Annotated in this window: 29 protein-coding genes and 2 tRNA genes; 19 read left to right on the top strand and 12 right to left on the bottom strand. The window is 66.1% G+C overall.

Going from position 1 to position 25,944, the window contains the following annotated elements:
- Positions 1 to 62: 62 nt before the first annotated feature.
- Positions 63 to 662, bottom strand: a complete 600-nt coding sequence (locus tag Q0627_RS13390; RefSeq protein ID WP_291015251.1) for a hypothetical protein — start codon at positions 660 to 662, stop codon at positions 63 to 65.
- 69 nt (positions 663 to 731) lie between these two features.
- Here Q0627_RS13390 and Q0627_RS13385 point away from each other — a divergent pair, with 69 nt between their 5' ends.
- From Q0627_RS13385 to Q0627_RS13370, 4 genes are all read left to right on the top strand, one after another.
- The gene (locus Q0627_RS13385; protein WP_298810604.1) at positions 732 to 1,391 is read left to right on the top strand and encodes a TetR/AcrR family transcriptional regulator; all 660 of its coding nucleotides are present in this window, start codon (positions 732 to 734) and stop codon (positions 1,389 to 1,391) included.
- A 333-nt stretch (positions 1,392 to 1,724) separates the two neighbouring features.
- The gene (locus Q0627_RS13380; protein ID WP_298810603.1) at positions 1,725 to 2,417 is read left to right on the top strand and encodes a hypothetical protein; all 693 of its coding nucleotides are present in this window, start codon (positions 1,725 to 1,727) and stop codon (positions 2,415 to 2,417) included.
- A gap of 276 nt (positions 2,418 to 2,693) precedes the next feature.
- Positions 2,694 to 3,107, top strand: a complete 414-nt coding sequence (locus tag Q0627_RS13375) for a YciI family protein (RefSeq protein ID WP_298810601.1) — start codon at positions 2,694 to 2,696, stop codon at positions 3,105 to 3,107.
- On the top strand, positions 3,104 to 4,315 hold the full coding sequence (locus Q0627_RS13370) for an RNA polymerase sigma factor (protein WP_298810599.1): 1,212 nt from the start codon (positions 3,104 to 3,106) through the stop codon (positions 4,313 to 4,315). The genes Q0627_RS13375 and Q0627_RS13370 overlap by 4 nt, the downstream gene beginning before the upstream one ends.
- On the opposite strand, the gene Q0627_RS13365 is transcribed toward Q0627_RS13370, so the two are convergent.
- Positions 4,253 to 5,041 (bottom strand): MBL fold metallo-hydrolase, encoded by a 789-nt coding sequence (locus Q0627_RS13365; protein ID WP_291013820.1) that lies wholly within the window; start codon positions 5,039 to 5,041, stop codon positions 4,253 to 4,255. The genes Q0627_RS13370 and Q0627_RS13365 overlap by 63 nt on opposite strands.
- Positions 5,042 to 5,134: 93 nt before the next feature.
- On the opposite strand from Q0627_RS13365, the gene Q0627_RS13360 reads away from it, so the two are divergent.
- A complete protein-coding gene (locus Q0627_RS13360; RefSeq protein ID WP_324383564.1) occupies positions 5,135 to 6,121 on the top strand; it encodes a helix-turn-helix domain-containing protein in 987 nt (328 codons plus the stop codon).
- Positions 6,122 to 6,303: 182 nt separating this feature from the next.
- Complete coding sequence (locus tag Q0627_RS13355) at positions 6,304 to 6,954, top strand: Type 1 glutamine amidotransferase-like domain-containing protein (RefSeq protein WP_291013823.1); 651 nt, start codon at positions 6,304 to 6,306, stop codon at positions 6,952 to 6,954.
- A gap of 54 nt (positions 6,955 to 7,008) precedes the next feature.
- Here the strand turns inward: Q0627_RS13355 and Q0627_RS13350 are convergent, their stop codons facing one another.
- The 3 genes from Q0627_RS13350 to Q0627_RS13340 all read right to left on the bottom strand — a co-directional run bounded on the left by Q0627_RS13350 (position 7,009) and on the right by Q0627_RS13340 (position 10,706).
- On the bottom strand, positions 7,009 to 8,568 hold the full coding sequence (locus tag Q0627_RS13350) for a hypothetical protein (protein ID WP_298810595.1): 1,560 nt from the start codon (positions 8,566 to 8,568) through the stop codon (positions 7,009 to 7,011).
- 118 nt (positions 8,569 to 8,686) lie between these two features.
- Positions 8,687 to 10,048 carry an NAD(P)/FAD-dependent oxidoreductase gene (locus Q0627_RS13345; RefSeq protein ID WP_298810592.1) on the bottom strand — a complete coding sequence of 454 codons (1,362 nt, stop codon included), beginning with the start codon at positions 10,046 to 10,048 and terminating at the stop codon, positions 8,687 to 8,689.
- A 190-nt stretch (positions 10,049 to 10,238) separates the two neighbouring features.
- Complete coding sequence (locus Q0627_RS13340) at positions 10,239 to 10,706, bottom strand: pyridoxamine 5'-phosphate oxidase family protein (protein WP_298810590.1); 468 nt, start codon at positions 10,704 to 10,706, stop codon at positions 10,239 to 10,241.
- Between the two features lie 100 nt (positions 10,707 to 10,806).
- On the opposite strand from Q0627_RS13340, the gene Q0627_RS13335 reads away from it, so the two are divergent.
- Positions 10,807 to 11,292, top strand: a complete 486-nt coding sequence (locus Q0627_RS13335) for a MerR family transcriptional regulator (protein ID WP_298810587.1) — start codon at positions 10,807 to 10,809, stop codon at positions 11,290 to 11,292.
- Positions 11,293 to 11,296: 4 nt separating this feature from the next.
- Here the strand turns inward: Q0627_RS13335 and Q0627_RS13330 are convergent.
- Positions 11,297 to 11,389, bottom strand: a tRNA-Ser gene (locus tag Q0627_RS13330).
- Positions 11,390 to 11,773: 384 nt separating this feature from the next.
- Here Q0627_RS13330 and Q0627_RS13325 point away from each other — a divergent pair.
- The 8 genes from Q0627_RS13325 to Q0627_RS13290 all read left to right on the top strand — a co-directional run bounded on the left by Q0627_RS13325 (position 11,774) and on the right by Q0627_RS13290 (position 15,412).
- Positions 11,774 to 12,079 carry a hypothetical protein gene (locus tag Q0627_RS13325; protein ID WP_298810584.1) on the top strand — a complete coding sequence of 102 codons (306 nt, stop codon included), beginning with the start codon at positions 11,774 to 11,776 and terminating at the stop codon, positions 12,077 to 12,079.
- A gap of 56 nt (positions 12,080 to 12,135) precedes the next feature.
- On the top strand, positions 12,136 to 12,387 hold the full coding sequence (locus tag Q0627_RS13320) for a hypothetical protein (RefSeq protein ID WP_298810581.1): 252 nt from the start codon (positions 12,136 to 12,138) through the stop codon (positions 12,385 to 12,387).
- Positions 12,384 to 12,566 (top strand): hypothetical protein, encoded by a 183-nt coding sequence (locus tag Q0627_RS13315; protein ID WP_298810578.1) that lies wholly within the window; start codon positions 12,384 to 12,386, stop codon positions 12,564 to 12,566. Before Q0627_RS13320 ends, Q0627_RS13315 begins: the two co-directional genes overlap by 4 nt.
- A 107-nt stretch (positions 12,567 to 12,673) precedes the next feature.
- Entirely contained in the window at positions 12,674 to 13,240 is a 567-nt protein-coding gene (locus Q0627_RS13310; RefSeq protein WP_298810575.1) for an antirestriction protein ArdA, read from the top strand.
- A 33-nt stretch (positions 13,241 to 13,273) separates the two neighbouring features.
- The gene (locus tag Q0627_RS13305; RefSeq protein ID WP_298810573.1) at positions 13,274 to 13,543 is read left to right on the top strand and encodes a hypothetical protein; all 270 of its coding nucleotides are present in this window, start codon (positions 13,274 to 13,276) and stop codon (positions 13,541 to 13,543) included.
- A gap of 9 nt (positions 13,544 to 13,552) precedes the next feature.
- On the top strand, positions 13,553 to 14,044 hold the full coding sequence (locus Q0627_RS13300; RefSeq protein WP_298810570.1) for a hypothetical protein: 492 nt from the start codon (positions 13,553 to 13,555) through the stop codon (positions 14,042 to 14,044).
- 4 nt (positions 14,045 to 14,048) lie between these two features.
- Complete coding sequence (locus Q0627_RS13295) at positions 14,049 to 14,180, top strand: hypothetical protein (RefSeq protein ID WP_298810567.1); 132 nt, start codon at positions 14,049 to 14,051, stop codon at positions 14,178 to 14,180.
- 272 nt (positions 14,181 to 14,452) lie between these two features.
- Positions 14,453 to 15,412 carry an MT-A70 family methyltransferase gene (locus Q0627_RS13290; RefSeq protein WP_298810564.1) on the top strand — a complete coding sequence of 320 codons (960 nt, stop codon included), beginning with the start codon at positions 14,453 to 14,455 and terminating at the stop codon, positions 15,410 to 15,412.
- Between the two features lie 7 nt (positions 15,413 to 15,419).
- On the opposite strand, the gene Q0627_RS13285 is transcribed toward Q0627_RS13290, so the two are convergent.
- Positions 15,420 to 16,310: a BglII/BstYI family type II restriction endonuclease gene (locus tag Q0627_RS13285; RefSeq protein WP_298810561.1), complete on the bottom strand. Its 891-nt coding sequence runs from the start codon at positions 16,308 to 16,310 to the stop codon at positions 15,420 to 15,422.
- 88 nt (positions 16,311 to 16,398) lie between these two features.
- Between Q0627_RS13285 and Q0627_RS13280 the strand changes: the two genes are divergently transcribed.
- Genes Q0627_RS13280 through Q0627_RS13270 form a run of 3 tightly spaced genes read left to right on the top strand, consistent with a single transcriptional unit; the run spans position 16,399 to position 21,578 of the window.
- Positions 16,399 to 18,168: an McrB family protein gene (locus Q0627_RS13280; protein WP_298810558.1), complete on the top strand. Its 1,770-nt coding sequence runs from the start codon at positions 16,399 to 16,401 to the stop codon at positions 18,166 to 18,168.
- Positions 18,165 to 19,568, top strand: a complete 1,404-nt coding sequence (locus Q0627_RS13275; RefSeq protein ID WP_298810555.1) for a 5-methylcytosine restriction system specificity protein McrC — start codon at positions 18,165 to 18,167, stop codon at positions 19,566 to 19,568. The genes Q0627_RS13280 and Q0627_RS13275 overlap by 4 nt, the downstream gene beginning before the upstream one ends.
- 12 nt (positions 19,569 to 19,580) lie before the next feature.
- Positions 19,581 to 21,578, top strand: coding sequence for an ATP-binding protein (locus Q0627_RS13270; RefSeq protein ID WP_298810552.1), 1,998 nt, complete (start codon positions 19,581 to 19,583; stop codon positions 21,576 to 21,578).
- Between the two features lie 5 nt (positions 21,579 to 21,583).
- Here the strand turns inward: Q0627_RS13270 and Q0627_RS13265 are convergent, their stop codons facing one another.
- The 4 genes from Q0627_RS13265 to Q0627_RS13250 form a co-directional block, all read right to left on the bottom strand.
- The gene (locus Q0627_RS13265) at positions 21,584 to 21,838 is read right to left on the bottom strand and encodes a hypothetical protein (RefSeq protein ID WP_298810549.1); all 255 of its coding nucleotides are present in this window, start codon (positions 21,836 to 21,838) and stop codon (positions 21,584 to 21,586) included.
- A gap of 94 nt (positions 21,839 to 21,932) precedes the next feature.
- Positions 21,933 to 22,718, bottom strand: coding sequence for an HNH endonuclease (locus Q0627_RS13260; RefSeq protein WP_298810546.1), 786 nt, complete (start codon positions 22,716 to 22,718; stop codon positions 21,933 to 21,935).
- A 286-nt stretch (positions 22,719 to 23,004) separates the two neighbouring features.
- A complete protein-coding gene (locus Q0627_RS13255) occupies positions 23,005 to 24,333 on the bottom strand; it encodes a tyrosine-type recombinase/integrase (RefSeq protein ID WP_298810543.1) in 1,329 nt (442 codons plus the stop codon).
- A gap of 123 nt (positions 24,334 to 24,456) precedes the next feature.
- Positions 24,457 to 24,541: transfer RNA gene (locus tag Q0627_RS13250), tRNA-Ser, on the bottom strand.
- A 71-nt stretch (positions 24,542 to 24,612) separates the two neighbouring features.
- Between Q0627_RS13250 and Q0627_RS13245 the strand changes: the two genes are divergently transcribed.
- Positions 24,613 to 25,581 carry an NAD(P)H-quinone oxidoreductase gene (locus Q0627_RS13245; protein ID WP_298810540.1) on the top strand — a complete coding sequence of 323 codons (969 nt, stop codon included), beginning with the start codon at positions 24,613 to 24,615 and terminating at the stop codon, positions 25,579 to 25,581.
- A 168-nt stretch (positions 25,582 to 25,749) separates the two neighbouring features.
- Here Q0627_RS13245 and Q0627_RS13240 read toward each other — a convergent pair whose 3' ends face one another.
- Positions 25,750 to 25,944: a type II toxin-antitoxin system Phd/YefM family antitoxin gene (locus Q0627_RS13240; protein WP_298810536.1), complete on the bottom strand. Its 195-nt coding sequence runs from the start codon at positions 25,942 to 25,944 to the stop codon at positions 25,750 to 25,752.

Below are 25,944 nucleotides of genomic sequence, written 5' to 3'. Positions count from 1 at the left end.
CGGCGTGGGCTATGGCTGATAAGAACAGTGACAACCGAATACTCAGATGAACACACGAGCGCTCAATTCTGTTCTCGCGGCCACAGCGCCACGGCCAAGAACAGCCAGCACAGGCCCCATCCTGTGAGGACCGGAAAGTTTGGTTGTCCGGCTGCGGCGAAGCTCGGAAAAATCGCGACAAACGGGTACACCCCGCAAACAAGCGGAACCCACCGCCGCCAGGCTGACCACCTCCGGGCACGGAGTACATCGATGCCAACGACCAGCATTCCGGCACCGATGGCGATGGTTGCGATCGGGAACAGCGCCTTCTCGGCGACGTCGGAGTCGATGTTCAGGACCAGCTGCGCTACGGCTGACAGCACCCAGCCCGCGCCGGCGACCATGAGGGCGACGCGCACAACACGGCCGCGTCCCGCCGTCGTACTGCGCCGGAGTTCGATCACCGCGCCGAGCAGGCAGAGATAGGCGAGGCCGATCAGGACTGTCCGGAAGCCGAACCCGGGACTCCCTGCCTCCACCCTGTCCAACGTCTCCAACACCCCGCCGAGCGTTTGCAGCAGGGCGCCGAGCAGAGCGAGGAGGACGAGTGCGCGGCTCGATGCGCGTGGACTCGACGAGAGCGGTGTATCCGTCGGTACGTGTGCGGGTTGGGTGGTCATTACGCCTCCCGTCGAGGGTAAGTATTGGAGTCAACCTTTAGTGGTTACCACTAACGCTACGATGGGCCGGTGCGCGAGGTCAAGGCATCTGCAAACAAGATGGAGCAGCGTTCCACCGAGACGCGCGCGCGCATCGTCCGCGCTGCCTACGACCTCTTCTGCGCACACGGCTTCCGTGCGACCACGATGGAGGCGATCGGTACGGCCGCGGGAGTCTCGGTGCAGACGGTCTATTTCCAGTTCCGCACCAAGAATCAAGTGCTTCAGGCGGTGCATGAATGGACCGTTCTCGGCGACGAAGGCCTGCCGCCGGAGCGTCAGTCCTGGTATCTCCACGCCCTCGCGCACCCGGAGGCCGGCACGCTCCTAGCCGCCGTCGTCGCCGGTACGGCATCCCTGAACGCGCGGATCGCGCCTACGCTGCCGATCTTTGCGACCCTGGCGAAGGAACCGCAGGGCGACATCTATCGCGCATCACAGCGGCTCCGCCGTGACGGTATGGAGCGGCTCGCCGAGGAGTTGCGTGCACGCCAACCACTCCGTTCGGGGCTCACGTCCGAGCGAGCCGCCGACATCTTGGACTTCCTGATCGGACCTGAATCCTATGCCGCACTGGTGCTCCACGCGGGGTGGTCGGCCGCGGACTGGACAACCTGGGTATCGGACATCCTGCTCCACCAACTGTTCGATCGAGCCCGAGGGGATGAACAGAATACTCCAGACGAGTAGCGCGACCTGACAGAACGATTCACCTGGAACCGGCCGGTCGGCATCGCCGACAACATCGTCTTCCGATGACAACACACGAGTGGTTCACCGATGAACTGACGGCCGGTGAGAAGCCCCAGTTCGCCTGTACGAAGCGGGCTTCTGCATCATCACGGCCCGCACCCCGCTGAACACCTCGTGATTGAAATTCAGTTGCGCCGCACAGGCACATTCAGCAGACTGCTCGTACCGAGATTCTTCAGAAGGAGGTTGGCAATGCCAAAGCGATTGTGTTAGCCCCAGAACGCCAGCCGAACAAGCCTGTTCGGCGCTGGTGGCTCCAAGGAGTCAGTCGTGCGTAACCACGACCAGAAAATCAAAGACATTCAGCGCTCCGTGCTGCCCTCCACCACGGGCAAGTATGCCCGCGAACAGCGTCGGATAATCCACAAGCAGAACCGTTCCCGCGAGCGGGATTCGTTCTCCGCCGCACGCCAGATCTTCAACGCCGACATCGACGCCGACATCCATCTCGACTTCGACGAAGGCCGTGCAACTCGGAATATGAACGAGATGGTGTGGGAACGCCGATCCCGTGACAAGGTCGGGCCGCTGTGCAATTGGGCGATCCGGACAGTCGCGGCCGACGAGAAACTGCGCGCGGCCCCACTTCACGAGCAGATCGCCTTCATCGCGGCGCTGATGACGAAAGACCTCATCGGCGCCCACGCCGTCTCCCACGTCCACTGGGCACTCGGTCGCGAGTTCCACCCGGACCGCTTTCGCCCTTGGCGGACGTCCTACGCTGTGGAACGCGCCGAACGACGTGACCGGGTCTCATCCGATCTCCGGCGAATCCTTGAGACGGGGCGACATCGCAAGCTCAATGCCGAACTGCGACGGCGCTTCGCTGTCGAGGATGATCGGGGCCGAACCGATCCTCGGCGAGTCCGGCTGCTACTCGGCCTCCATGACGTCGATGCCTTCACCGACTACGTCGGGAATAGCGACAGCTGGTACGAGGTGATCAGCCGAGTGGCCAACTGATCCGGGCTCGTCTCCGGAGGATGTCGGCCTTACGCCAGATATTGCTGTCAGTGCCGGAATCCGGAACTGACAGCAATATCTGTCTTGCGCAGACCCTTGGCACTCGTCGGAAATCACAAGGGTAACTACGACTTCTGGTCTGGTCTGTCGCACCCGCAGAGCCCCAGGGACCACCAGTCGTAGGTCCGCCGGCCTACCCGATGTCGAGAACCGTCGGGCGGCTCCGTCCTAGGGTTGACGGCGGCACACCGGCCGCCTCGGACCAAGGAGAACATCATGGCCAAGTACCTGTTGCTCAAGCACTACCGCGGCGACCACGAAATCGCCCCCGGCGGCCTCGTCCCGATGGATCAGTGGACACCGGACGAGGTCGAGGCGCACATCGCGTTCATGGGCCAGGTGGCCGACGAACTCAAGGCCAACGGCGAGTTCGTCGACGAGCAGGCACTGTCGCCGGAGGGCACCTTCGTGCGGTACGACGGTGAAGGACGCCCACCTGTCACCGACGGCCCGTTCGCGGAGACCAAGGACCTGATCGCGGGCTGGATGGTGATCGACGTCGACTCGCAGCAACGCGCCTACGAGGCGGCGGCCCGGCTGTCGGCGGCACCGGGCCCGGGTGGTACCCCGATCTGCGAATGGATCGAGGTCCGGCCGTTCTACGGTCACGTCCCGACGGTCACCGAATGACCGACGTGCTCCCCTACCTGATTCCGCAGGTCGTCGGCATCCTCGTCCGTCGTGGTCTCGACCGGGCGGCGGCCGAGGATGCCGTGCAGGAGGCGGCCATCGAAGCGCTACGACGCTGGCCCGAACAGCAGCCCGACGATCCGCTCGGGTGGCTGGTCACCGTCGCCGGCCGAAAGTCCGTCGACGCCCAGCGCTCCGATGCCGCCCGCCACCGCAGGGAGGAGCGGCTGCAGCAGGAGCCGGCATCGGGCCCGACCGAGGTCGATGACGACACCCTGCTCCTGCTCAGCCGCTGCTGCCACCCGTCACTGAGTATGGCGTCGGCGATAGCGCTGACCCTGCGCTCGGTCGGCGGGCTGACCACACGGCAGATCGCCGATGCCTTCATGGTTCCGGAATCAACGATGGCCCAACGGATCTCGCGAGCCAAGCGGACGGTGCGCGAGGCCCGGTTCGATCAGCCCGGCGATGTCACCGCGGTATTGCGCGTGCTGTATCTGATCTTCAACGAGGGTTACACCGGGGAGGTCGACCTGGCCGTCGAGGCGATCCGGCTGACCCGGCAGCTCGCCGCAGGCAGCGACGATCCCGAGATTGCCGGACTGCTTGCCCTGATGCTGCTGCATCATGCCCGACGGGCAGCCCGCCTGACGCCGGACGGTGAGATCGTTCCGCTCGCCGAGCAGGACCGCTCACGCTGGGACACCGCGATGATCACCGAGGGCGTCGGCATCCTGCAGCGGACGCTGGCGCGCGACCGGCTCGGCGAATATCAGGCGCAGGCCGCGATCGCCGCCTTACACGACGACGCCGCGCACGCCGGCGAAACCGACTGGCCCCAGATCGCGTCCTGGTACGACGAGTTGCTGCGTTTCTCCGGCGGAATGGTGGTCCTGCTCAACCGGGCCGTCGCGATCGGCGAGGCCGACGGACCGCAGTCAGGTCTGAAGGCACTCGAGGGCGTCGCAGCCGGTACCCCGCGTCGTGACGCCGTCGCCGCGCACCTGCACGAGCGCGCCGGTGACCTGGCCACCGCGGCCACGTTGTACGCGACGGCCGCACGCGCCGCGACCAATCAGGCCGAAATGTTCCACCTGACCAAACAGGCCGCCCGGCTCAACCGGATTCTCGCCGAGAACCCACACTCAGACCGTCACCTCTGTCGGCGTACCTGGTTCCAACCACAGCACCGAACCACCGAGTTCTGAACTTGCGAGGATGTCACGCGCCGCCGACTGATCCTGCCGGAAGTGCTTCCACCCCTCGCAATGAACAGGAACGATGGTCTGCGGATTCAGCTGCCGGCCGAGGTGGACGGCATCCTCGGCGGTCATCGTGTAGCGCAACGGCCCGCTGATCGGGAACCGGACACCGCCCAGGTGGATCACGGCGGTGCCGACGGTGAAACGCCGCCCCACCTCACGCACACCGTCGAACAGAACCGTGTCACCGGAGATCCACAGCACCCCGTTCTCCTGCCCCTTCCAGCGGAGGACGAAACCGATCACCGCGCCGACGATCGGTCTGCTGCCGGGTGGTCCGTGCCGGGCCGGTGTCGCGACGATCTCAAGAGTGGGCGCCCCCGACTTCGCCGATTCAACGCTTGCCCAGGGTGCCAATCCGACGGTATCCCCATGGCCGAGCCGTCGCTTCCCCGGAATCGTCGTCACCACCGTTCCGGCGCGCGACAGCATCTCCCGTCCGGCGTGGTCGAGGTTGTCGCCGTGATGGTCGTGACTGAGCAGCACGATGTCGATCGGGCCGATGTCGGTGGGTGCGATCGCCGGGCCCGCCAGTTTGCGGGATGTGGCGCCCCATCCGAAGTTCCAGTGTTCACCGGGCGGATCGAAGGTCGGATCGGTGAGAATCCGCCACCCGCCGACTTCGATGAGAACCGTCGGTCCCCCGATGTGTGTGATCGTCGCCCTGCTCATCCACAACTCCCCTGCTCATCTACAACTCTTGCCCGCCCCGCAGCGCGGTTGCCGTTTGGTACCAGTCTCGACGGGGAACGCCACCTACAGTGAGTGGCATATCTGCACACCTTCGATGAGTTCAGGACAGAATCGTTGCGTATCGCCGTCCACGCCTTCACCGGGATCACCCTGTTCCACCTCGCCGCACCGTTGCTCGTCTTCGGCGAGGTGTCACGGCAGATCCAGGACGCCGGCTGGTCGGTGCACGCATGGACATCCGAGGACGGTCCGGTGACCACCTGCGAAGGCCAGTCCCTCGGCAACCTGGCCGGCGCGGAGGCCGCCGACGACGCCGATCTCCTGGTCTTTCCGTCGTGGCCGATGGCATTCCCCGACCCCGGCGATGGGCTTCTCGAGGTGATCACCCGCGCTCATCGGCGTGGGGCGCGGATCGCCGGACTGTGCTTGGGGGCGTTCCCGGTCGCCGCGGCCGGCATCCTCGACGGATGGTCGGCGACCACGCACTGGGCCGCCGCGGAGTTCCTGGCACAGCGCTATCCGGACGTACAGGTCGATGCGGACTCGCTGTACATCGATCACGGCGACGTCTTGACCTCCGCCGGAACGGCTTCGGCGATCGATGCGAGTCTGCACATCGTGCGCTCTGAACTCGGATCCGACGTGGCGACATACATCGCCCGGTTCCTGGTGGTCGCGCCGCACCGGGATGGCGGTCAGGCACAGTACATTCACCGTCCGATCGTCACGCTCGAGGCCAGTCCGCTCGGAGACACCATCTCTTGGGCGCTCGGGCACCTCGATCAGCCGCTGACCGTCGAGGCATTGGCGGAGCGGTCGGCGATGAGCCCGAGAAACTTCTCCCGGCGTTTCCGTGAGATAACCGGGTTAAGCCCGGCGCGCTGGTTGCGGATGCAACGACTCGACGAAGCGCGAAGGCTGCTCGAGGTCACCACGTGGCCGATCGCCCGGGTGGCGGCCGAGTGCGGATTCCTCAGTGTCGTGACCTTTCGGCAGAACTTCGTCGCCCGCTACGGGACGACGCCGACCATATACCGGAGCCGGTTCAGCGGTCCGTAATCCGTTTCGCCCCTTGCTGATCAGGAGGGCTCCTGCCTGTTCGTGTATTCCTTGTCGAATACCGCTGCGTCAGAAGGTGAAAGGTCGTCACACGGCACCCGGCAATGACAGCGGATCGCACCGAGCGGATGCCCGGTGAGTAGGCTGGTCCGGGCGTCGGATGCGAAGACAGGAGCTGACACGTGAAGGCCTTGTTGTTGTCGTGGGGTGCGGGAGCGCTTCCGGGATTCCTTGACCGGCACACCGGAAAAGCACCGGCGGACATCCGGCTCGGCTATCTCAACGATGCGATGCTGCCCTTCGCCGGAGAGGACTTCGCCGGTACCGAGCATGGCCGCCTCGAAGAACTCGGCTACCGGCCCCGCACCATCACCGCGGGTGACATCGACTCCGCCGGCGAATTCGCCGCCATTCTCGACGAGCTCGACGCGCTGTATGTGTGCGGTGGCGAGACCTTCGTTCTGCTGGCCAATCTGCGTCGGCACGGACTCGACGACGTACTCGTCGACAAAGTCCTTGCCGGCGAAGGGAATTCGACATCGTTACCCTATATCGGGCTGTCCGCGGGAGCGGTGATCGCCGGTTCCAGCATCGAACCCGTGTCACTCATGGACGATCCGGCAAGTGCACCGGATCTCACCGACTATCGCGGTCTCGGTTTCATCGACACGGCGATCGTGCGCCACGCAGACAGCAAGGTCGACCTCTTCCCGCCGGAACTCTTCGTCAAGATCAATCAGACCTATTCGCCCCGGCATCAGCTGACCTTTCTCAACGACGACCAGGCAATCCTCGTGGAAGGCACGCAGACAACCGTCGTCGAATCCGTCTGATCGTCCGGTCGACGCCTGCGCAAACGTTGCCCTCAGTTCCGGATTCCAGAACTATCAGCAAGGTCTATTGCGTATTCCGTGTTCAACGGTCTCGCCCAGGTCGAACTGCGAAACATCGTCGGGGCGTGCGGGTTTCCCGTTCAGGGTCAGATTCCAGCAGGTACCTCGGAAGCGGAGCCGGGTGGCCGTCACCGACACCGGGTTGACGGTGAATCGTCCGGTTAGGTTCACCCTGACCCACGCCCGTACCCTCGGGTCCGCCTGATCGAGCCGATCCCAGGTGGCCTTCGGAACCTCCAGTGCCGCATTGCATTCGCGCGGGTCGTCGGTCAGGCCACGAGGGCGCGGCGACTGCCGCATGCCGTCGTAGGCGTGCAGCAGCAAGGTCAGCTCGGCGCCCCTGCCGACAGTGACGCGAACCTCGGTGGGCGTGCACGCCCAGTCGAAGGCGGCGATCTCGGCGGTCGCACCACCCATAGTGCCCAGGTAGCGGCGGGCCGGGCGGGTGATCGGGGTCGATGAGGCCGGCAGCGGACGTCCGGGCAAAGCCCCGCCGGTCCGGACCAACCGCCACTGCGGGGCGGCGATACGCTTCACCCACACACCGGGCCCGCCGGCATTGCGGCCTTCGACGCGCAGTTCGCGGTCACGGGCATCGAGTCCGGTCGAGACGATCGCCACCCGGTCGGTGAACGTGCCGGGCGGGGTGGGTTGGCGCTTCCAGTCGGGGATCGGCAACTGCCACGACGCCGGGTCGGCGGGCCTGCCGGTCCGCCAGGTGTACTTGCCGAGAACGGCATTGGCGCCGGTCAGATCGAAGTCGTACATCCGGGTGAAGAGCTCCCCCGACCTGGTCGCGACCAGCAGCGTCGAACCAGTCGCATCCATACCGGCCAACTGCGATGTGCCGGCGTTCGGCAGGCACACCTCGCGGCTGGAGTCCGTCGGCAACCACGGATCGAGATAGGTGATGCGGCGCCCCTGATCGAGCAGGAGAAACAGGGTGGCCACACCGATCGGCTGGTGGCGCCGCCCGGCACTGTCGGTGAAGGTGTCCGGCTTGGACAGGTCGGAAGTGGCGAACCGCACCAGGTCCGACGGCAGCCGGGCCCCCGAACCCATCCAGAGGTACGGTCCCCAACGCCACGTCCACCGGCCGGGATTCAGGTCGCCGCCCGGCATGCTGTGGCTGTACACCTGCCCGCCCGGGCCGACGGCGAGCAGCAGATTCCGGTCGGCGGAGATTCCGGTGAGCTTGCCGCGCAGGCACTCCGGCAGATTCACCTCACGCCAGATCGAACCCTTGTCGGGAACACCGTGTGTCGCCCGTCGCGCGAACAGGCGCCCCCCGCGCAGGGCGAGCGCATGATTCGCGGACACCGTGTTCCGGGTGTCCTTGAGCAGAATTCGCGACGGCAGTTTCAGCGCGGCCGGTGCGGGCGCACCCCACGTACCCTGCCCGGTGACGGCGGCCAGCGGCGGAGCCTGATCGTCGACACCCAGGACGCCGGTGGTTCCGAACACCAGCGGCAGGCAGGCGTGGTCGGTCGGCGGGCCGGACTCGATGCGCGGTGCACCGGGTGCGGCGTGCACCGGTGCGGCAGCGAACATCACCAGCAACACGAGACCGCAGACCGCGAAACGAATGGTCTGGAGCCCGAGTCGGTACACAGGCGTATTCAATCACGCCGCCGAACTCGCGGCCGAGAAGTTCCCGATCCGGCTACGAGACTTATCCCGCAGTGGTTGCCGGGCGAGTGCGCAGCGAATCCGCGAATCCCGGAATGAGTGGACGACAGCCGGTTTCGGAAACCACGCGGTCAATAGTCTTCCGGATCGTCTTCGAGTCGATATAGCCTCGGTGCCGATCGGACCTGACCAGGGACAGGCCACCACTCAGATCAGGTGTGTCGTGGGCGATGAGATCGTCGAACCGGGCGGCCAGTGCCGGATCCGAATCCTGCGCGGCCAGGTACTGGGCGATCAGGTTCGACACACTGTCGAACAGGGTGTACGCACTCGAGTTGGTCTCGATGTAGCCGAGGGTGAACAGGTTCCGATGACGGCGGTTGAATGCGGTCAGATACTGGGCGGGGCGGTCGCCGTTCCACTCGAACAAGGTGTCGTCGACGTACGGAATCCGCATCTCGTAGCCCGTCGCGTACAGCACCAGATCGATCTGCTCGCGACTACCGTCGACGAACACCACGTCCGTGCCGTCGAAGCGTTCGACCTCCGGCTTCACGGTGATGTCTCCGTGCTGAAGGTGGTGCAGCAGTTGACTGTTCAGGAGCGGGTGCGACTCGAACAGCTTGTGATCGGGTTTCGGCAGCCCCCACCGCGTGACGTCACCGACGAGCAACCGCAGCAGTGCCGTCATCAGTGGGCGCTCGATCCAGCGGGGCAGTGCCACCGGACCGTCGTCGAGCTGATCGACCGGGACTCCGAACAGGTGCTTGGGAATGACGTGGTAGCCGCGTCGGGTGGAGATGAATGCGGCGTCGGCCGACTGCGCTGCGTCGCAACCGATGTCGGCGGCGGAGTTGCCCAGGCCGACGACGAGCACGCGCTTGCCGTCGAACTCGCGGGCGCTCCGGTAGGTCACGGCGTGCCGGATCTCGCCGTCGAAGTGGCCCGGGTGCACCGGTATTCGCGGATGCCAGTTGGTGCCCGATGCGCAGACCACACCGTGATAGCGCGCGGTGGTGCCGTCGGACGTGGTCACCAACCACTTGTCGCCGTCGGCATCGACGCGGGTGACACCGTTTCCGAGGCGGATCGCGTCGAAGAGGCCGAAGTCGTCGGCGAACTGCCTGGTGTAGGAGAGGATCTGTCTGCGGGTCGGGTAGTCGGCGAACGACGCCGGCATCGGATAGTCGTAGAAACCGGACAGATCCCGGGACGAGATGAAGTGCGCCGACTCGTACATGGGCGTTCCGGGGTTGTCGATGTCCCACAGACCTCCGACGCCGCTGTGCCGCTCGAACTGGTCGTAGTCGACACCGTACTTGCGGAACATGCGCGCGACGCTGAGCCCGGCGGGTCCCGCACCGACGATGGCCACGGCCCCACTGCGATCTGCAATCTGATTCATCTCTGCCCTTCGTTTCGACACCATCGGCGACAGACCGGACCCACCGCCCGGAGATGAGTCAGGGACGGCTCCCAGATCACCTGGAAACGGCCCCTGAACTGTGCGGAAGCGACAGGATTTGAACCTGCGAGGCTTTTTACACCTGCTCGCTTTCAAGGTGAGCCGAACAGGACTGAACGCGGCCGGAGCCTCAGGCGTTGCCGTACGACTTGGTGACGGCGAAGCAGTAGAGGACCGCGTGCTCGTCGATCATAACCTGTCGGAAGGCGTCGTCGTCGAGACCGATGTGGTGGCTGCGGTCGCTGTGGTAGTCGAGCGGCCCGGTCGGCTTGGCGTCGCGGATCCGGAAGTAGCGCAGGAGTTGCTCCGGTGTGCCGGGGCCGTCGAGGAGGGTCGCATCCGCTTCGAGGGTGAGCCAGCGGTGCCCGTCGTCGGCGAAGTACAGCGTGCAGCGCGGATCAGTGCGCAGCCGCCTGCTGCGCACCTTGTCGGCGTGGCCGGCACTGGTGAGACGGCCGTCGAGGAGCGCGACTTCGATCTTCACCACCTTGGGACGGCCGTCGGCACCCACGGTGACGATCGCCGCGTGGGGGTGGGCGGCGATGAAGCGGCGGGCATCGTCGTCGAGCGGAAGGTCGTCCAGCGTGTTGTCTGACACGGTCGTGATCCTTTGGATGAGCGGCATCCCGTGAGGGGAGGAATCCGCCCCAGCCTGTACCTTCAAGTCGACTTGAACACAAGCCGTAACCTGTCATCCCATGAGTAGATCGAGCGCGGACACGCCTACGGACGAAACACTGGTGCCGATCCAGGAGGTCTCCCGGCGCCTCGGCATCCCCAGTTCGACCATCCGCTACTACGACGAGCGCAACCTGGTGACTCCCACCTCACGGCACGCAGGAAGGCGCTGGTACAACGCGCACGCCATCCGCCACCTGGCGATCGTGCGCTACTGGCAGGGCGCCGGCCTGTTGAGCCTGGACGACATCGCCGAGGTCCTCGCCGGCCCCGGACACAACCGACGGTGGCACGCGATCCTGCGCACCCGCATCACTGCGCTCGAGGCCAAGATCGTCGAGCTACGCGACGCCGCCGACCTACTCGAGCACATCCTCGACCATCACCCCGACGAGGCCCCCGACGGCTGCCCTCACTACGAGCACCTCATCTTCGGCGAGGATCCCGATGCCGTAGCGGACGTGCCGACGCGCCGATCTGGTGATCGATCCGAAAACCCCTTCTGACCTGCGGAAGCGGAGGGATTTGAACCCCCGGTGCTGTTTAGGCACGCTCGCTTTCAAGGCGAGTGCATTGAGGGTTTCACCTGGTCCTGAACTTTCCTGTCGATAAACGTCAGAGGCACTTTCTGGGCCTTCTGCCTGGCGGTCGTGTCAATGTGTCAACTCTGTGTCAACTTCATCCTGACCGCCGATTCGGCGCACTGGAGCCCCATTAGAAGGAGACCCCGCCATCCTCGAACACACCCCCGCCCCGAGAGCCCGCCAGTACAACGCCGACGACCTCATCAACCCGTGGGACACCGTCTCCAAACAGCTCGAATCCCTCGACCCCGGCGACGACCGCGTCGTCGCGCTACAGGCATGGGTCCGCAACCTCCGCCGCACCCGCTCGTGCTGGGCCGACCAATTCCCCGAAGCGTGCCAGACTCTCCTCGACCCGACGATCACCCCGATCGCAGCACCGCCCGGTGACGTCCGTTTCGGCGTGGTCCACGTGCCCGCCGGCTGGGTCCCGACCGCCAACGAGCTGCACCGCAACATCACCGCTCTCGTCGGCCCTTACGAGGTCGTGCAGGCCGGCCCGAAAGGCCGTGGCCTCCGATGGCTCACTACCGTCGACGACCACCCCGGCGTCCCCGAGCTGCGCGCTGAGGCGCACCGGATCACCGCCGGCCTCTGCGCCGTCTGCGGCGGCCCACGGGCCGACGACCAGCGCGACCCGCCCCGCTGTTCGCGCCACAGGTTCGGAGTCGTCCCGCACGTCCACGCCCGGCCGCCCCGTCGCCGCTGATCCGGCGGCGCAGCCGCCGCCGGGTCCTCCTCGACCCACCGAGGAGGACTCCACCCATGACCATCCCGATCACCATCCGCGCCGAGACGACGTACGCCACGGGTGATCACTTCACCCGAACCCTCGACGTGACCGTCCCGCCACCCGGGCCGTACCAACACCCCGCTGACTGGGCAGCCGACGAGTTGATCGCCTATACGGGTGAGGGCGATGGGTACGCGGGCATTGAGGCCATGTATGAGGTCATCGTCATCGCCAGCCCAGCCGCGCCCGAGCTTGTCGGCGTCACGGCCAGCGGGCAGGGGTGATCGACATGACCGACGTAGATCCGACGCTCAAAACACAAGCCGGACAACAGATCCATGTCACCACTGACCCCGACGGCATGATCGTCGTGACCGCTGACGGTGCCGAGGTGCTGATCCTGCGACCGAATGTGGCTCTTGGACTTGCAGACAGCCTCGAAAACACCTGCTACCGACGCTGACCTCCCGACCCCGCACCGTCCCGTCGGTGCGGGGTCGCCTTTTCATCCGGTCGGCGCAGCCGCCGGCCGACTCTCCTCGACACCCATGTCGAGGAGAGGAACCGACCATGACCGCACGCACCGACACCGACCCACCCGCCGTGTGGGTCGGGTCGCTCGCCGCATACAACGGCTCCCACGACGGCGTTCCCCGCCTGATCGGCAAGTGGGTCCCCGCCATCGACGCCGACGAGGTGACCGTCGCCGAGCTGCACGCCGGCACCGACGTGCCCTATGACGACGATGACGAGCTCTATTGCTTGGATTCAGACGGAATGCCAAGGGGCACAGGGGAAATGAGCCCTCACGAGGCCGCCGAGTGGGGCCGCGCCATCGACGCTGTCGACGAGCACCTGCGGCCGGCGTACCTCGCGTGGTGCACGATCGCCGACATCAACGACGGCCCTCCCGACGTCGACGGGTTCGTCGACGCCTATGCGGGCGAGTGGGACAGCCTCACCGACTTCGCCTATTCCTACGTTGAGGACTCCGGCATGTTCGAGGGGGTCGACGACGACAGTCCGCTGGTCCTGTACTTCGACCACGCGGCATTCGCGCGGGATCTCCGGCTGTCCGGCGAGTACACCACCGTCGACGCACCCGGCAGCGGTGTCTACATCTTCCGGTCGTTCTGACGTGATGTCGGACCCGTGAGAGATGATCCATCTATGTCCGACGACGACCCCGACCAGCTCGACCTGCTCTGGCTCACTCGCGGCGAGGGCATCGACGTCGACCAGGTCGTCGCCGACATCATCGACGACGCCGAATGGGTCGACCCGGTACCGCAGTTCGAGGATCTCGTGGCGCAGTGGCCGACGTGTCCTGAACTGTGGGTTCCACGCTCGCCCTGCCGGGTGCACCCGTGGCAGGCGCTCCGCGCCGGCCACGGTCGGGGTGGTGGGGTGGCCCGACCCAGTGGTAACGACAAGAGATAAGGACACGGCATGACCAGTGGCGACCCCGACTACGACGCCCGCGCCGCCGACATCGCCAACCAGCTCGAAGCCATCGCCGACATGCTCGCCGCGTCGGCCGGCACCGGTGATGGCGTGATCCCGCCGCCCGGATCGCCCGGTGACATCGACTTCGAGCGCGCCCTCGACGAGGCGTTCCCGCACACCCGCCGCCGCACCGACGAGGAGGTACAAGCCGCCATGGATTTCGCCGATGGCGTGCTCGGTGCCGCCGGGCGCGAGCTCGACCCGTCCGTGCGGCCCATCGTCCGCGATTACACCGCGGGCCGGATCACCCACGCGGAGTACATGCGGCGCGCCGGGCTGGTCCCGCCCGACGAGGTGGAGCGACAGCGGCGGGAGCGGGTCGCCCGCGACTTCCAAGAGGGGAAAGACGGCGGGGCCGGGGGGTTGCTCCCCCTCCCCTACCGCGACGACGGGGACGTGACCCCCCCGGCCGTTGTCGCACTTGCGATCTACTGATCCGGTGGATGACGACGAGGCCATGACCCCCGAGGAGGTCGACGCCGAGTTCGAGGCGACGCAACCGATCGGCGACATGATCCACGTCCTCGCCCAGGCCGAGGCCATCGTCGCAGCCGTCGACCTCGACCGCTAAGACCCCGTGAGCCCAGCGCTCGCGGGGTCTTAGCTTGCCCGCAGCACGCCCACACCAGCCACCGTGCGTGCCCTGCGCGAACGGCCGGCGTGTCCACCGCGGCGGCCTCAACTTGGCTCAAGACCCACCGCGATGCCGCCAATGCCCCGGCCCCGTGCCCGACGGTGTGGCGCCCTGGTCCCGCTGGCGATCCTGCCGCTAACTAACTAAGAGAAGACACGCCATAAGATCTAATCTCATCTACTAGATCTTTTACTGATAGGATCTTTCCTATGACGCCGACAATCGACACTCTGCCGCAGACCTCTGACATAGCACCGCTCCCCACCATTGACGGGGGCTTCAAGACCATCCTCGCCGATCCGCCCTGGCGCTTCGCCAACCGCACCGGCAAGGTCGCCCCGGAGCACCGACGGCTCGATCGCTACGGGACGTTGGACCTCGACGCAATCAAGGCCCTGCCCGTCGCCGATGCCACCGCCAAAGATGCCCACCTCTACCTCTGGGTGCCCAACGCTCTACTGCTCGAAGGCATCGATGTCTTGCAGGCGTGGGGCTTCCGATACGTCTCCAATGTCATCTGGGCCAAGCGCCGCAAGGACGGCGGACCGGACGGCCGCGGGGTCGGCTTCTACTTCCGCAACGTCACTGAGCCGATCCTGTTCGGTGTCAAGGGTTCCATGCGGACCCTGCAACCTGCCCGGTCGACGGTCAACATGATCGAGACCCGCAAGCGTGAGCACTCCCGCAAGCCCGACGAGCAGTACGACTTGATCGAGAGTTGCTCTCCCGGTCCGTACCTGGAGATGTTCGCCCGCTACGCCCGGCCCGGCTGGTCGGCATGGGGCAACGAGTCCAGCGAAGAGGTGGAGCCGAAGGGGCAAGCCCACAAGGGTTACTCCGGCGGTGCGATCGAGTCCTTCCCGGCGCTCGAACCGAACGAGCGACTGAGCCCGTGGCTCGCCGACCGACTCTCTCGCATCCTCGTCGACGAATACGCAGCGGGCTCGTCGATAGACCAACTCGCTCAGGAGTCGGGCTACTCTATCCAGCGGGTCAGGGGTCTGCTCGAACAAGGCGGAGCGACACTACGAGGCCGGGGCCGGCCAAAGGCGAACGGCGGAACCGGTAAGAACAACGCCGGGGTCTCCACTGCGAAGGTGCCCAATGGCGCCCAGCGGGTGACCCCCGCCAAGCGGACGACGACGAAGAAGGCGGCTGTCACCGCCTGACCTGCCGTCAGGCCCCACTGTCCTCGGCGACCGGAGGCATCAAATCCCAGATCACCCGCTTCCGATCGCCGAGTTCGCGCTGCCATTCCGCGTAGGTCCGACCCTGGCTCCGCCACACTTTCGCCTCGCGCTCGACCTCTTCTGCCACTGCCAGCTCGTCGAGTTTGCCCTTGACGTCCTGAGCCAACTCGACACCGTCGACCCTGCCGGGCTCGATGCCAACCAACAGCAGCGGGCACTCGCCGCCGCCGCCCAGGTTGACCTTCGGGATCAACTTGTCCCAGTGCGTCGTCGACTGGCCGAACTTGAAGCCGCTGTCTTTGCTCCGCACCGTTGGGCCGATCAGTTCCTGGAGTCCCGGGCCTCGGGTCACAATGACCCCGACGCTGATTGCGCCCTCATGATGCAGGGCCTGGAAATTGATCAAATCGCGGTCGTAGAACGGGTCCTTGTTATTCCACTCCATCTCGACGCCGACGCCCGGAAGCGGCTCGTCCACGCTGCCCAGCCCGAACATGTCAATCTCGTGGCCACGCGTCTTCATGGTCCGTAAAACCTTGCCGTCCAAGCCGACATGCTTCTCGATGGTGATGTTCTGCTTGCCCCACACCACTTGGCCGCTGTCGAGCTTCGCGGCTAGCGAGTCGTCGAACCGCTTGACGAAGACCGTGCGCCCGCCGCCGCCCGACCGCAGTTCGTCGAGTGTCGGGCGGAAGCTGGCCAACGCCGCCTGCAGGTCATTGCACCGCCGGCCGAACACCTGCTGCAAGATCACATCGGCATACCGCGTCGCACCGTACACATAGCCCTCGGGCCAGCCACTGGTCGTGATCTCGCGTACCTCGCCAGCGATGTCGGTGCCGCCCTCGTCAACAACCTCGCGATCCTCGTCACTCATTCCATGAACCCTATAGCCGTCGCGGAGTCGGTCACGTACGAGTACTGCGTGATGGCAGACTGAGCGGGTGCCTGTGCCTACCGTCGGAATGATCTCGTTCACAAAGTTCACCTCGCCCGAGGCGATGATGGAGAAGTTGGCAACCGTTGAGCCTGGAACGACCACCGCCGCCGAGGTGGAACAGCTCCTGGAGAGCACCGCGATCGCACAGGGTTCGACGCCCTCGCCTTTGTGGAACGACCTGATCGATTACGACCCGCCCGTGGATGACCGCGCGAAGGCCGGCTCCCAAGTCGTCATCGACAACGAGCTCCTCCGGTCGGCACGAGATGCCGAGAATTACCAGTACCTCGTCCTCTGGGCCGCGCTCAATCTCGCCGACACCAGGCTGGACACGATCACGCAGACCTTCTTGACTGATGACGACGGCCGGTTCGACGAGGCGATGATCAACCGCCAAGCCCTCGGCCAAGCGCTCACGACCTACGCACCCAACGATCCGTCTTTCCCGAAGGACGGCAAGCCGGTGATGAATATCCTCAGCCTTCTTGAGCGTTGCCGCCTCATCGTTCCGGAGAAGCACGGCGGATCGATCATCGGCGTCGAGCGGTTGCTACCGACCCGGTCCGCGGCCGTTCCCGTGGTGAAGTTGGTCGCCGAACGGCTTAGCCACCAGGGCATCGTTCCAGTCCGCGGACGGAACCAAGCACTGGCGGTGGCGATCGGCGCCAACGCCTGGCTGGGTCTCTCCTCCGGGGAGTTCCTCGATGCGCTGCGTCCCCGCGCTGCCGTGGCCGCCCCGGCCGGGCGCAGCCCGCTTCCCGACGACCTGTACGAACTGGCTACCCAGGTCCGCCGCCGAGGACAGGTGGTCCTTCAGGGCCCGCCCGGCGCCGGCAAGACCTACGTCGCCAGGAGGTACGTCCAATGGGCTACCTCGGGCCACGTCGGCAAGAGCCGTCTCCAAGCGATCATCGACTCCCTGCCCGTCAACGAACGCACCGTCGACGGCATCGCCGCGGAGGTCCAGCGACTGGGCATCGCCACGCTCTGGGACATCGTCCAGTTCCACCCCGGCTACGACTACACCGACTTCGTCCGTGCCCTGGTCGCCGAGCCCGTAGCCGGCGGCGTCACCTTCACCCCCAGGCACAAGCTCTTCAGCCTCATGGTCGGCGTCGGCAACAAGCTCAAGGAAGAAGGTTACGACCTGGAGCTGGTCCTCATCCTCGACGAGATGAACCGCGGCAACATCCCCAACATCTTCGGTGAGCTGCTCTACGGGCTGGAGTACCGCGGCGAGGCGGTCTCCACGCCGTACGCGGTCGACGGCGACGCGTCCATCACGGTGCCCGAGAGCCTGCACGTCATCGGCACGATGAACACCGCCGACCGGTCCATCGCCGTCATCGACTACGCCCTGCGCCGCCGGTTCGTCTTCCTCGACGTCTACGCCACCGACGCCCCGATCCACAGCTACGACTTCGACTCCGAGATCACGCGCGAGGCCGCCCTCCACCTGTCCATGCTCACCGCTCAGGCGCTCTCGGACGCGCCCGCAGGCCTCCAGGTCGGACCGTCGTACTTCCTCGCCGATGCCGACGAGCACGACAGCTCCCTCGAAGTCCTCGCCGGCCGCTACGTCTACGAGGTCCTGCCGCTGCTGTCCGAGTACGAGATGGAGGGCGAGATCGACGCCGCCGCCCTGAACTCCCTGCGCAGCCAGCTCGCACTCGCCGCCGACGCCACGCAGCGCCAGCAGGCGGAGGGTCTCGCAGACCTGCTCGCGCAGCAGGTCTGGGCCGCCGCTGACGGAGACGTGCCCGCCGACGAGGATCCAGTCGAGCCGGCCCCATGACCCGCTCGCACCCGGTCGACGTCGGCGAGCGGCGCTCGGTGCCCATCGACGCCGCGGTGGCCGAGGGTGTCCCCGAAGAGTTCTGGCGCGCCGCCGACTGCTCGGTGCAGCGATCGCCCGGGCAGCGCGACTGGACCCTCACGGCCGGCGACTGCGTCGGCGTCAGCCGGATCGTCGCCGGAGAACTGGACTTGACGCTCACCGTGGCGCCGAAGCTTCCCGATGCCGACATGTTCTTCCTCGCCGACTACGCCTACGGCCAGCGGCAGGAGGCCCTGCGCGTCCTCGACTTCGAGCAGGCTGCCCTGGCGGAGGTCCACGATGATCCCACCGCGTGCTTGCTCATGTGGCACGTCAACGCCATTGATGCCTTCGCCTCGCGCTGGCTGCGTCGCGACTACAGGTCGAACGAGCGAGTCTTCGACGGGAAGGTCAAGGGCCGGATCCTGCTCGACCGGTACGTCACCGGCCACCTGGCCACCGGTCGTGCCAACGAAATACCGTGCCGCACCATCGAGCAGACCCAGGACACGCCCAACAACCAGGTGCTCAAGGCAGGACTCCGGCACGTAGCCGCACTGAGCCACAGCCTTCCCGTCGCAGCCGCGGGCCGGGCCGTCCGCCACCGGGTCGCATCGGCTCTGCCCAAGTTCGCCCAGGTCTCCGACGTCAACGTCACCCAGACCGTGCTGCGCGCGACCTCGACCCGCGGGCCGCAGCGCCACTACGCCCAGGTGCTCCGGGCCACGCGCAGCCTACTCGACGGCCGATTCACCGGCATCCGGGCCGGCGGCCTGGACACTGAGTCGTTCATGTGGCGCATGCCTGTCCTGTTCCAGGAGTCCGTGCGCGGGATCGTGACGATGATCGACGAAGTGGAGCTCGACCAGACTAAGCCGCCCGCAGCCACCGTTCACGACAGTTCAGGACTCCGGGTCAGGACCTCCAAGGTCGATCCCGACCTCGTCATCGGCGTCCCCGGCCACGGGTGGCTGCTCCTGGACACCAAGTACAAGAACGTCCTGACCGGACCGACAACCACGCCTGAAGCAGATTCGATCGTCCTCAGCGAGAAGGTCCGCATTGCCGTGTCTCGGTCAGACATCTATCAGGCGGTCGCGTACGGCCACCACGAGAAGTGGTCGGACAACGTCATTGCCTCAGGTCTGCTGTTCCCGGTGAGCCTGCCGGCCGGGGCCTCGCTGCCCGACCCCATGTCCGTCCGGGGCTTCGGCGAGTCGATTCCGCTGCTGTTCATCGACATCGGATCGCAAGCCCGGCAGAACCTACAGCATTTCCGCAGTGCCTTGCTCGAACTGGCCAGCACTGGCGCCTCCAGGCGTCCACCGTCCAAATCCCACGGTGTGCCTGACCTGCCTCCGCTTGTCGGACTTGCCTGACAAGATGATCGAGTGAAGACCTACCCACTCGTCGTCGGCGACGATCACGTCCAGGGCCTCGCCCACGAGAAGGACCCGGTCAAGGCCGTGATCGAACTCGTCTGGAACAGCCTCGACGCCGATGCGCACCACGTCGCAGTCGTCCTGAACCGGAGCCAGACCGATGTGGTCATCGGCGTCGAGATCACCGACGACGGCCACGGCGTCGCGCCCGAGGAGGTGCGCAGCGCATTCGAGCGGGTCGGCGGCTCGTGGAAACGGACCGCGCTGCGCAGCCAGGGCGAGAAGCGGCCGCTGCACGGGAAGTTCGGCCGTGGTCGCCTGCGCGCCTTCGCCCTCGGCACCAAAATCGAGTGGGACACCGTCGCCGACAGCACCGACGGAAAACGCCTGCGCTCGGTCGTCACCGCTCGATCTGCCACGCGCGACCACATCGCCGTCACTGACCCCGCCGAAACTGACGCCGGCACCGGGACGAAGTTCACCGCCGAGGGCAAGGAATCGCTCGACCCCCTCGACGGCGACACCGCCGCCGACCGGCTCACCACCGCGCTGGCGCCGTACCTGATCGCCCACGACGGCGTCGAGGTCGCCTACGACCGCCAGCGCATTCTCCCCGCGGAGAACATCGCCCGCGACACCGAGCTGCCGGTGGAGTGGGGGCACGACGGCACCGTCCTCCACGCCAAGCTCCGCGTGATCGAGTGGAAGAAGGCGTCCGGGCGCGAAATCCACCTCTGCGACGCCGACGCCGTCGTGGTCGACACCCTCGACTCCGCTCCGGGGCCGGACTTCTCGTACTCGGCGTATTTGCTCTGGGACGAGATGCCCCAGCACCACGACCAGTGGCCGGTCGCGAGGATGGAGACCACGCCGACCGTGCTGGGCGCCATGCTCAAGGAGTTGGACCAGGTGCTCGCCGACTACCTTGACGCCCGCCGCGACGAGCAGCGCCGCGAGCAGGTCCAGACTTGGAAGTCCACCAAGGTCTACCCGTACCAGGGCGAGCCGGAGTCGGTCGAAGAAGAGGTCGAGCGCGCGACGTTCGACGTGTTGGCAACGTCCGTCGTCCGGCACATCCCGAAGGACGGCAAGCGTAAGCAACGGCTCACCCTCGGTCTGCTCAAGGACTCGTTGCAGCAGAGGCCGGGCGACGTGACGGCGCTGCTCGATCAATACGTGGGCCTATCCGAGGAGGAGCGCGAGCACCTCGACAGGCTCCTGAAGGGCACCGGGCTGTCCAGGGTCATCCAGGCATCGACCGACGTCACGAACCGCCTGGAGTTCCTCGCTGCGCTTCAGCTGATGGTGTTCGACCCGGAAGCGCACAAGCTGGTCGGAGAACGCGATCACCTGCACAAGATCCTCGAGCGCGAACTCTGGGTGTTCGGCGAGCAGTACAACTACATGGTGAGCGAGAGGGGCCTGACCGCGGCCCTGGACCGCCACCGCGAGCTGCTCGGCCATAACCGGAGCGACAAGAAGCCGGTCAAACGGCTCGACGGCACCGTCGGCCGGCTCGACCTGCTCCTGTCGGCAGCGGCCACCGAGCATGACCGCAATCGGCACCTCGTCGTGGAGCTGAAGGCGCCGAAGGTGGTCGCCGGAGACACCGAACTGCGCCAGATCAAGTCGTACGCCAAGGCGGTTGCCAAGGATCCACGCTTCGCGAGCACCACCACGCAGTGGGACTTCTGGTTGGTCACCAGCGAGATCGACGACGATGTCCGGCAAGAGGCCAATCAGCGAGGACGTGAGCAGGGCATCGTGTTTGAGCCCCAGCTGCCCGAGGCTCCGGGCGCCACGGTCCGGGTCTGGGTCCGCACCTGGGGGCAGATCATCGACGGGGCCAGGCACCGCCTCGACTACTTCCAGAAGAGCCTTCAGCACGACCCTTCGCTCGACGAGGCCAAGGAGTACCTGCGCCGGGAGCACGGCGATGTCATCCCCGAGGGTCTGCTCGCAGCCGAGGACGCCGGCGAGACCGAGACCGAAGCACCGGTGCCGTAGCCACTTCACTGCGGCATCGAACAGCAGATCAGCATCTCCGTCAGCGTCTTCCTCGGCGACGTCGACATCAGCGCAAGGCCCTCTCGGCCGTTGACGATGGACCGGTCGAGATCGAGATCCCGGTCGACCTCGGCACGCTCGGCTGGCTGAGCATCCGATTCGACGCATGCCCACCAGGCCCCGCGAGCACCGTGCTCGCGGGGATCCATCGTTTCCGCCACGTCCGCAAGCCGGTGGTCCAGCGAGGTGCCGGTGATCACCGCCGCGGCTGGCGCAAGCGCAGGCCGCAGGGTCTCGCAAGGCCCGCACTGATCCGGCGTCCGGTGACGGTACCGGATGCGAGACGACTGGGATCTACGCCGGCCCCGGAGCCGGACCCACCGGTGGGGCACCGTCGGCCGGCCCGAACCGGTGTCCATCCCAGACCAGGAGGCCAGCGTCGTACGCACGATGATGGTTCGGGCACATCGGGCGCATGTTCTCCACGCTTGCCGCTCCGCCTTCGGCGTCGGCGACCAGGTGGGCCGCCTCTACGATCTGCGGGACGTCCAGGCCGCAGTACGCGCAGGCGGTCCCGTGATGATCGAGAGTCATCTTGCGAAGCTCGGGCTGGTGGAGCCGCTGCCATACGACGCGTTCGGCGTAGCTGCGCTCAATCTCGTCACCGTGCGCGATGGCCGCCGCCAGCTCGGAGCCTCCCCCTCCGACGTCCAGATCCACAGTTTCTCGCGGGCAGTCGTCGTCGCTGAAGTCGGCACTGCCGCTGCCGTACCACTTGTTATTGCATCTCGCCGCGCCGTAGGTACCAGCTTGGCCCAGGCACTCGATACCCTTTACCCGCCGTTGTGGGCCGGTGATCTCATCGGCGACGCCGGGTTCGACCGCGTAGTGACGAGGAATCCACACTCCGTCGATCATCTCGGCGATCACGCCTTGTTCCGCGGCGATGTTGACCTTCCGCGAGATGCGGTGCTTCCTCACATCGTCGCGGAGCCTCGCCCAGTACTCGGCGAGAGCGTCTATATCGTCGCTCTGCGCCTCGGGGATCGCGTGATTCCAGCAGAAGTGCCGTGGGGAGTTCCACAGGCCGTAATGCCGCTCAAGCTCGATGGGGTCCTGGAAGCCGCTCGTAGTTGCCACGGTGATCACTGTGTCATGAGTGTCCGACAACGCTGGCCTATCCGTCGATACGGCGACACAGACATCATCGAACAACCGTTTGTTCCACACGGGTACACCACCATTGACGGACCCATCAACCGCCCACCTCTACGCCGACATGGGAGGAGATGGAGCAGGGCACTGCGAGGGGTCCGACATGGGAGAGGAAGCAGAGGGAGGCTCCGAGGCACCCGTCAGAGGTGGAGATGGAGCAGGGCCACCTCGACGCCGACAGCACCATCACCTTTGACGGACCCATCAACCATCACACCAACTGACCGTCCTCACCTACCTCGAATCCCATCTCAGCCAAGAGTCGCGGCGGAATCTCCTCCTGTAGCGGATGCACTGGTCCGCGATCCTCCGGCATTACGCGCTCTTTCGTGTAATCCAACGCCGCCGCGACATCACGCAAATCGTCCTGGTGCACATGTGAATACGTCCGCAACACCAGCTCACCGCCGTCGGAATGCCCAAGCCACATGGCTACTTCGGCCGGTGATCTCCCCATCGCTATGAGCCACGACGCCGTCGTGTGCCTGGCCGCGTGCAACCGCCGGTGCGGTACCCCGGCCGCGACGAGCGAATCACGCCACCAACTGTCGAGCGTGCGCGGCGACGTGGGTCGTCCATTCTGCTGCGTCAGGACATAGCCGTCGTCGCCACCGAGCCACTTCGCCCCGTATCTCTTCTTCTCCACCTCCTGCCGCGCGTTCGCCTCGCGCAGAACCAGGAGTGCCCACTCGGGCACCGGTAGCCACCTTGACGCCGATCTGGTCTTGCCTACGTTCTGCTCGATGACCTTGCCGCGCACCGCAATCCGTGTCGTTTCCGCTACCTTCATCGTGCGCTTGTCGAGATCAACGCTGCTCCACCGCAACCCGGCCATCCCCCCCCGCCGCAGGCCGAGCAGACCCAGTGCAATCATCGGGGCGCGCATTGCGGCAATGTATCCGGCCGACCGCATGTGCCCTTCTGCCGGCGGCGTCGCCGGGTGGGCAGCCCTCAGCGCTTCCACCTCGACATCGGTGAGCCGGTCGGAGAGATCCAGCATCCCGGAATTGGCCGCGACGGGATCGTCCCTCTTCCGGAGAGGCTTCACCAACTCGACAGGATTGCGGCCGAGTTTCCCCTGCTCGACAAGATCGGCCCAAACGCTCTGCCAGCGCGCCCGCATCGGGTTAATTGTGTTCCGCGACCACCGACGCCCGCCGGGGCCGTTCCCGTCGCGCAGGTCCGAGATCAGCTTTTCCACGTCGGACTTCTCGATGGTCTGAACACGCCGTCTGCCGTACCTCTCGACTACGGGTGCCAACGCCGACTCGTACGCGGCCGCAGTGCCCGGCGCGACGCGCTGGGCGTCAAGCCATTCCTCGATCGCCTGCTTCACCGTCAGATCTGTCGAAGGCACCAGCTTGCCCGCCACCGAGTCCGCGATCGCCTGTTTCCTATACGCCGTGGCCTCGGCAACGGTCTTGAATCTGCGGCGCTGCTGGCGCCGCACACCGTTGACCTCGGCGTCCACGCGGACCTCGTAGCGCACCGCGCCACTCTTGTATTCGACCTTGTCGACACCCTCTGGAAGCCTCGCCACGGAACTAATCTAGCGACTTTTCCCAGGTGGGGTGTGTCAACTCGTGTGTCAACTCTCGCCGAGCCGATACCGGCCACGACGAGGGCCTGGTCAGAAAACATTCTCTGACCAGGCCCTTCCCTGCGGAAGCGGAGGGATTTGAACCCCCGGTCCTGTTACGGACGCTCGCTTTCAAGGCGAGTGCATTCGGCCGCTCTGCCACGCTTCCTTCGGCCACGAGGGTACTCGACGCGGGTATCGGGCCACAAAGTGAATAGGGGTTCTGTCAGAGTGGAGGTTGTGCGCGCCGTAGCCGATACCGAGTCCCTGTCCGTGTCCGAGGTTCCCGATCCGGTTGCCGGGCCGGGTGAGGTGGTGATCGACGTCGTCGCCGCCGGGGTGAACCGGGCTGACCTGCTGCAACGACGGGGGGCATATCCACCGCCGAAGGGGGCGTCGGAGATTCTGGGGCTGGAGGTGTCGGGGCGGATCAGTGCCCTCGGGCCGGGCGCCGACGGGTGGTGCGTCGGCGATGAGGTGTGTGCGTTGCTCTCCGGCGGTGGGTACGCCGAGAAGGTGGCGGTGCCGGCGGCGCAGGTGCTGCCCGTTCCGGCGGGGGTCGACCTGGAGACCGCGGCCGCGCTGCCCGAGGTGGCGTGCACCGTCGTGTCGAACCTGCTCCTGACCGCGAATCTGCAAGCCGGGGAACTGCTGCTGATCCACGGTGGGTCCAGCGGCATCGGTACCCATGCCATCCAGCTCGCGTCCGCACTCGATGCCCGGATCGCGGTCACCGCCCGTAACCAGGCCAAACTTGATCGTTGTGCCGAACTCGGTGCCGACATCCTCATCGACTACACCACCGACGACTTTGCGCAGGTGATGAAGGACAACGGTGGTGCCGACGTCATCCTCGACATCATGGGCGCCAAGTACCTGCCCGGCAACATCGCCGCGCTACGCACCGGGGGCCGGCTGGTCACCATCGGGCTGCAGGGCGGGGTGAAGGGCGAACTGAACATGGGGGTGCTGCTGGCGAAACGGCTGTCGGTGTTCGGGACGACGCTGCGGTCGCGGCCCGTCGACGGGGCCGGCGGGAAGGGTGAGGTCGCCGCCAAGACCCTGGAGGTCACCTGGCCGCTGATCGAGACCGGACGGGTGGTTCCGATCGTCGACTCGGTATTCGATTTCGACGATGCCGCGGCGGCACATGCGCGGCTCGACAGTGGGGATGTTGTGGGGAAGGTGTTGTTGCGTTTCGCTGCGTGAGAGTTTCGGGGTGGTCCGGTGAGGGTGGTATCTCACCGGACCCTTCGAGACCCTCGCTCCTTCGTCGCTTCGGCCTCAGGGATCAAGTGGCGTGCCCCCGCCCAGCACCGGCTCGGCCTCAGGGATCAAGTAGCGTGCCCCAGCCCAGTACCGGCTCGGCCTCGGGGATCACGATGCGTTGTCTGGCTGCGCAGGTGGCTCGCCGGCTGCCGGGCGACGACGGCCACGAATCGGGACCAGTTCGGCGATCTCACGACCGTAGCGGGTGACGGTGAACGACTCCCCACGTTCGACGGCATCCATGATCTCGCGCGACCGCATGCGCAGGTCACGCTGGTTGATTTCACCTCGAGCCGAACTCAC

Source organism: uncultured Gordonia sp. (genome assembly GCF_937858515.1).
In the GTDB taxonomy this organism is placed as follows: domain Bacteria; phylum Actinomycetota; class Actinomycetes; order Mycobacteriales; family Mycobacteriaceae; genus Gordonia.
The sequence above is the reverse complement of the archived record's forward strand: the minus strand, read 5'-3'. Positions and strand labels throughout refer to the sequence as shown.

Coding starts and splice junctions, on each gene's coding strand:
- Q0627_RS13280 (WP_298810558.1), top strand. CDS start 16,399: ATGATCTCGTTCACAAAGTTCACCTCGCCCGAGGCGATGATGGAGAAG.
- Q0627_RS13365 (WP_291013820.1), bottom strand. CDS start 5,041: ATGAGCAGGGCGACGATCACACACATCGGGGGACCGACGGTTCTCATC.
- Q0627_RS13370 (WP_298810599.1), top strand. CDS start 3,104: ATGACCGACGTGCTCCCCTACCTGATTCCGCAGGTCGTCGGCATCCTC.
- Q0627_RS13320 (WP_298810581.1), top strand. CDS start 12,136: ATGACCATCCCGATCACCATCCGCGCCGAGACGACGTACGCCACGGGT.
- Q0627_RS13275 (WP_298810555.1), top strand. CDS start 18,165: ATGACCCGCTCGCACCCGGTCGACGTCGGCGAGCGGCGCTCGGTGCCC.
- Q0627_RS13335 (WP_298810587.1), top strand. CDS start 10,807: ATGAGTAGATCGAGCGCGGACACGCCTACGGACGAAACACTGGTGCCG.
- Q0627_RS13390 (WP_291015251.1), bottom strand. CDS start 662: ATGACCACCCAACCCGCACACGTACCGACGGATACACCGCTCTCGTCG.
- Q0627_RS13300 (WP_298810570.1), top strand. CDS start 13,553: ATGACCAGTGGCGACCCCGACTACGACGCCCGCGCCGCCGACATCGCC.
- Q0627_RS13345 (WP_298810592.1), bottom strand. CDS start 10,048: ATGAATCAGATTGCAGATCGCAGTGGGGCCGTGGCCATCGTCGGTGCG.
- Q0627_RS13305 (WP_298810573.1), top strand. CDS start 13,274: ATGTCCGACGACGACCCCGACCAGCTCGACCTGCTCTGGCTCACTCGC.
- Q0627_RS13375 (WP_298810601.1), top strand. CDS start 2,694: ATGGCCAAGTACCTGTTGCTCAAGCACTACCGCGGCGACCACGAAATC.
- Q0627_RS13285 (WP_298810561.1), bottom strand. CDS start 16,310: ATGAGTGACGAGGATCGCGAGGTTGTTGACGAGGGCGGCACCGACATC.
- Q0627_RS13310 (WP_298810575.1), top strand. CDS start 12,674: ATGACCGCACGCACCGACACCGACCCACCCGCCGTGTGGGTCGGGTCG.
- Q0627_RS13290 (WP_298810564.1), top strand. CDS start 14,453: ATGACGCCGACAATCGACACTCTGCCGCAGACCTCTGACATAGCACCG.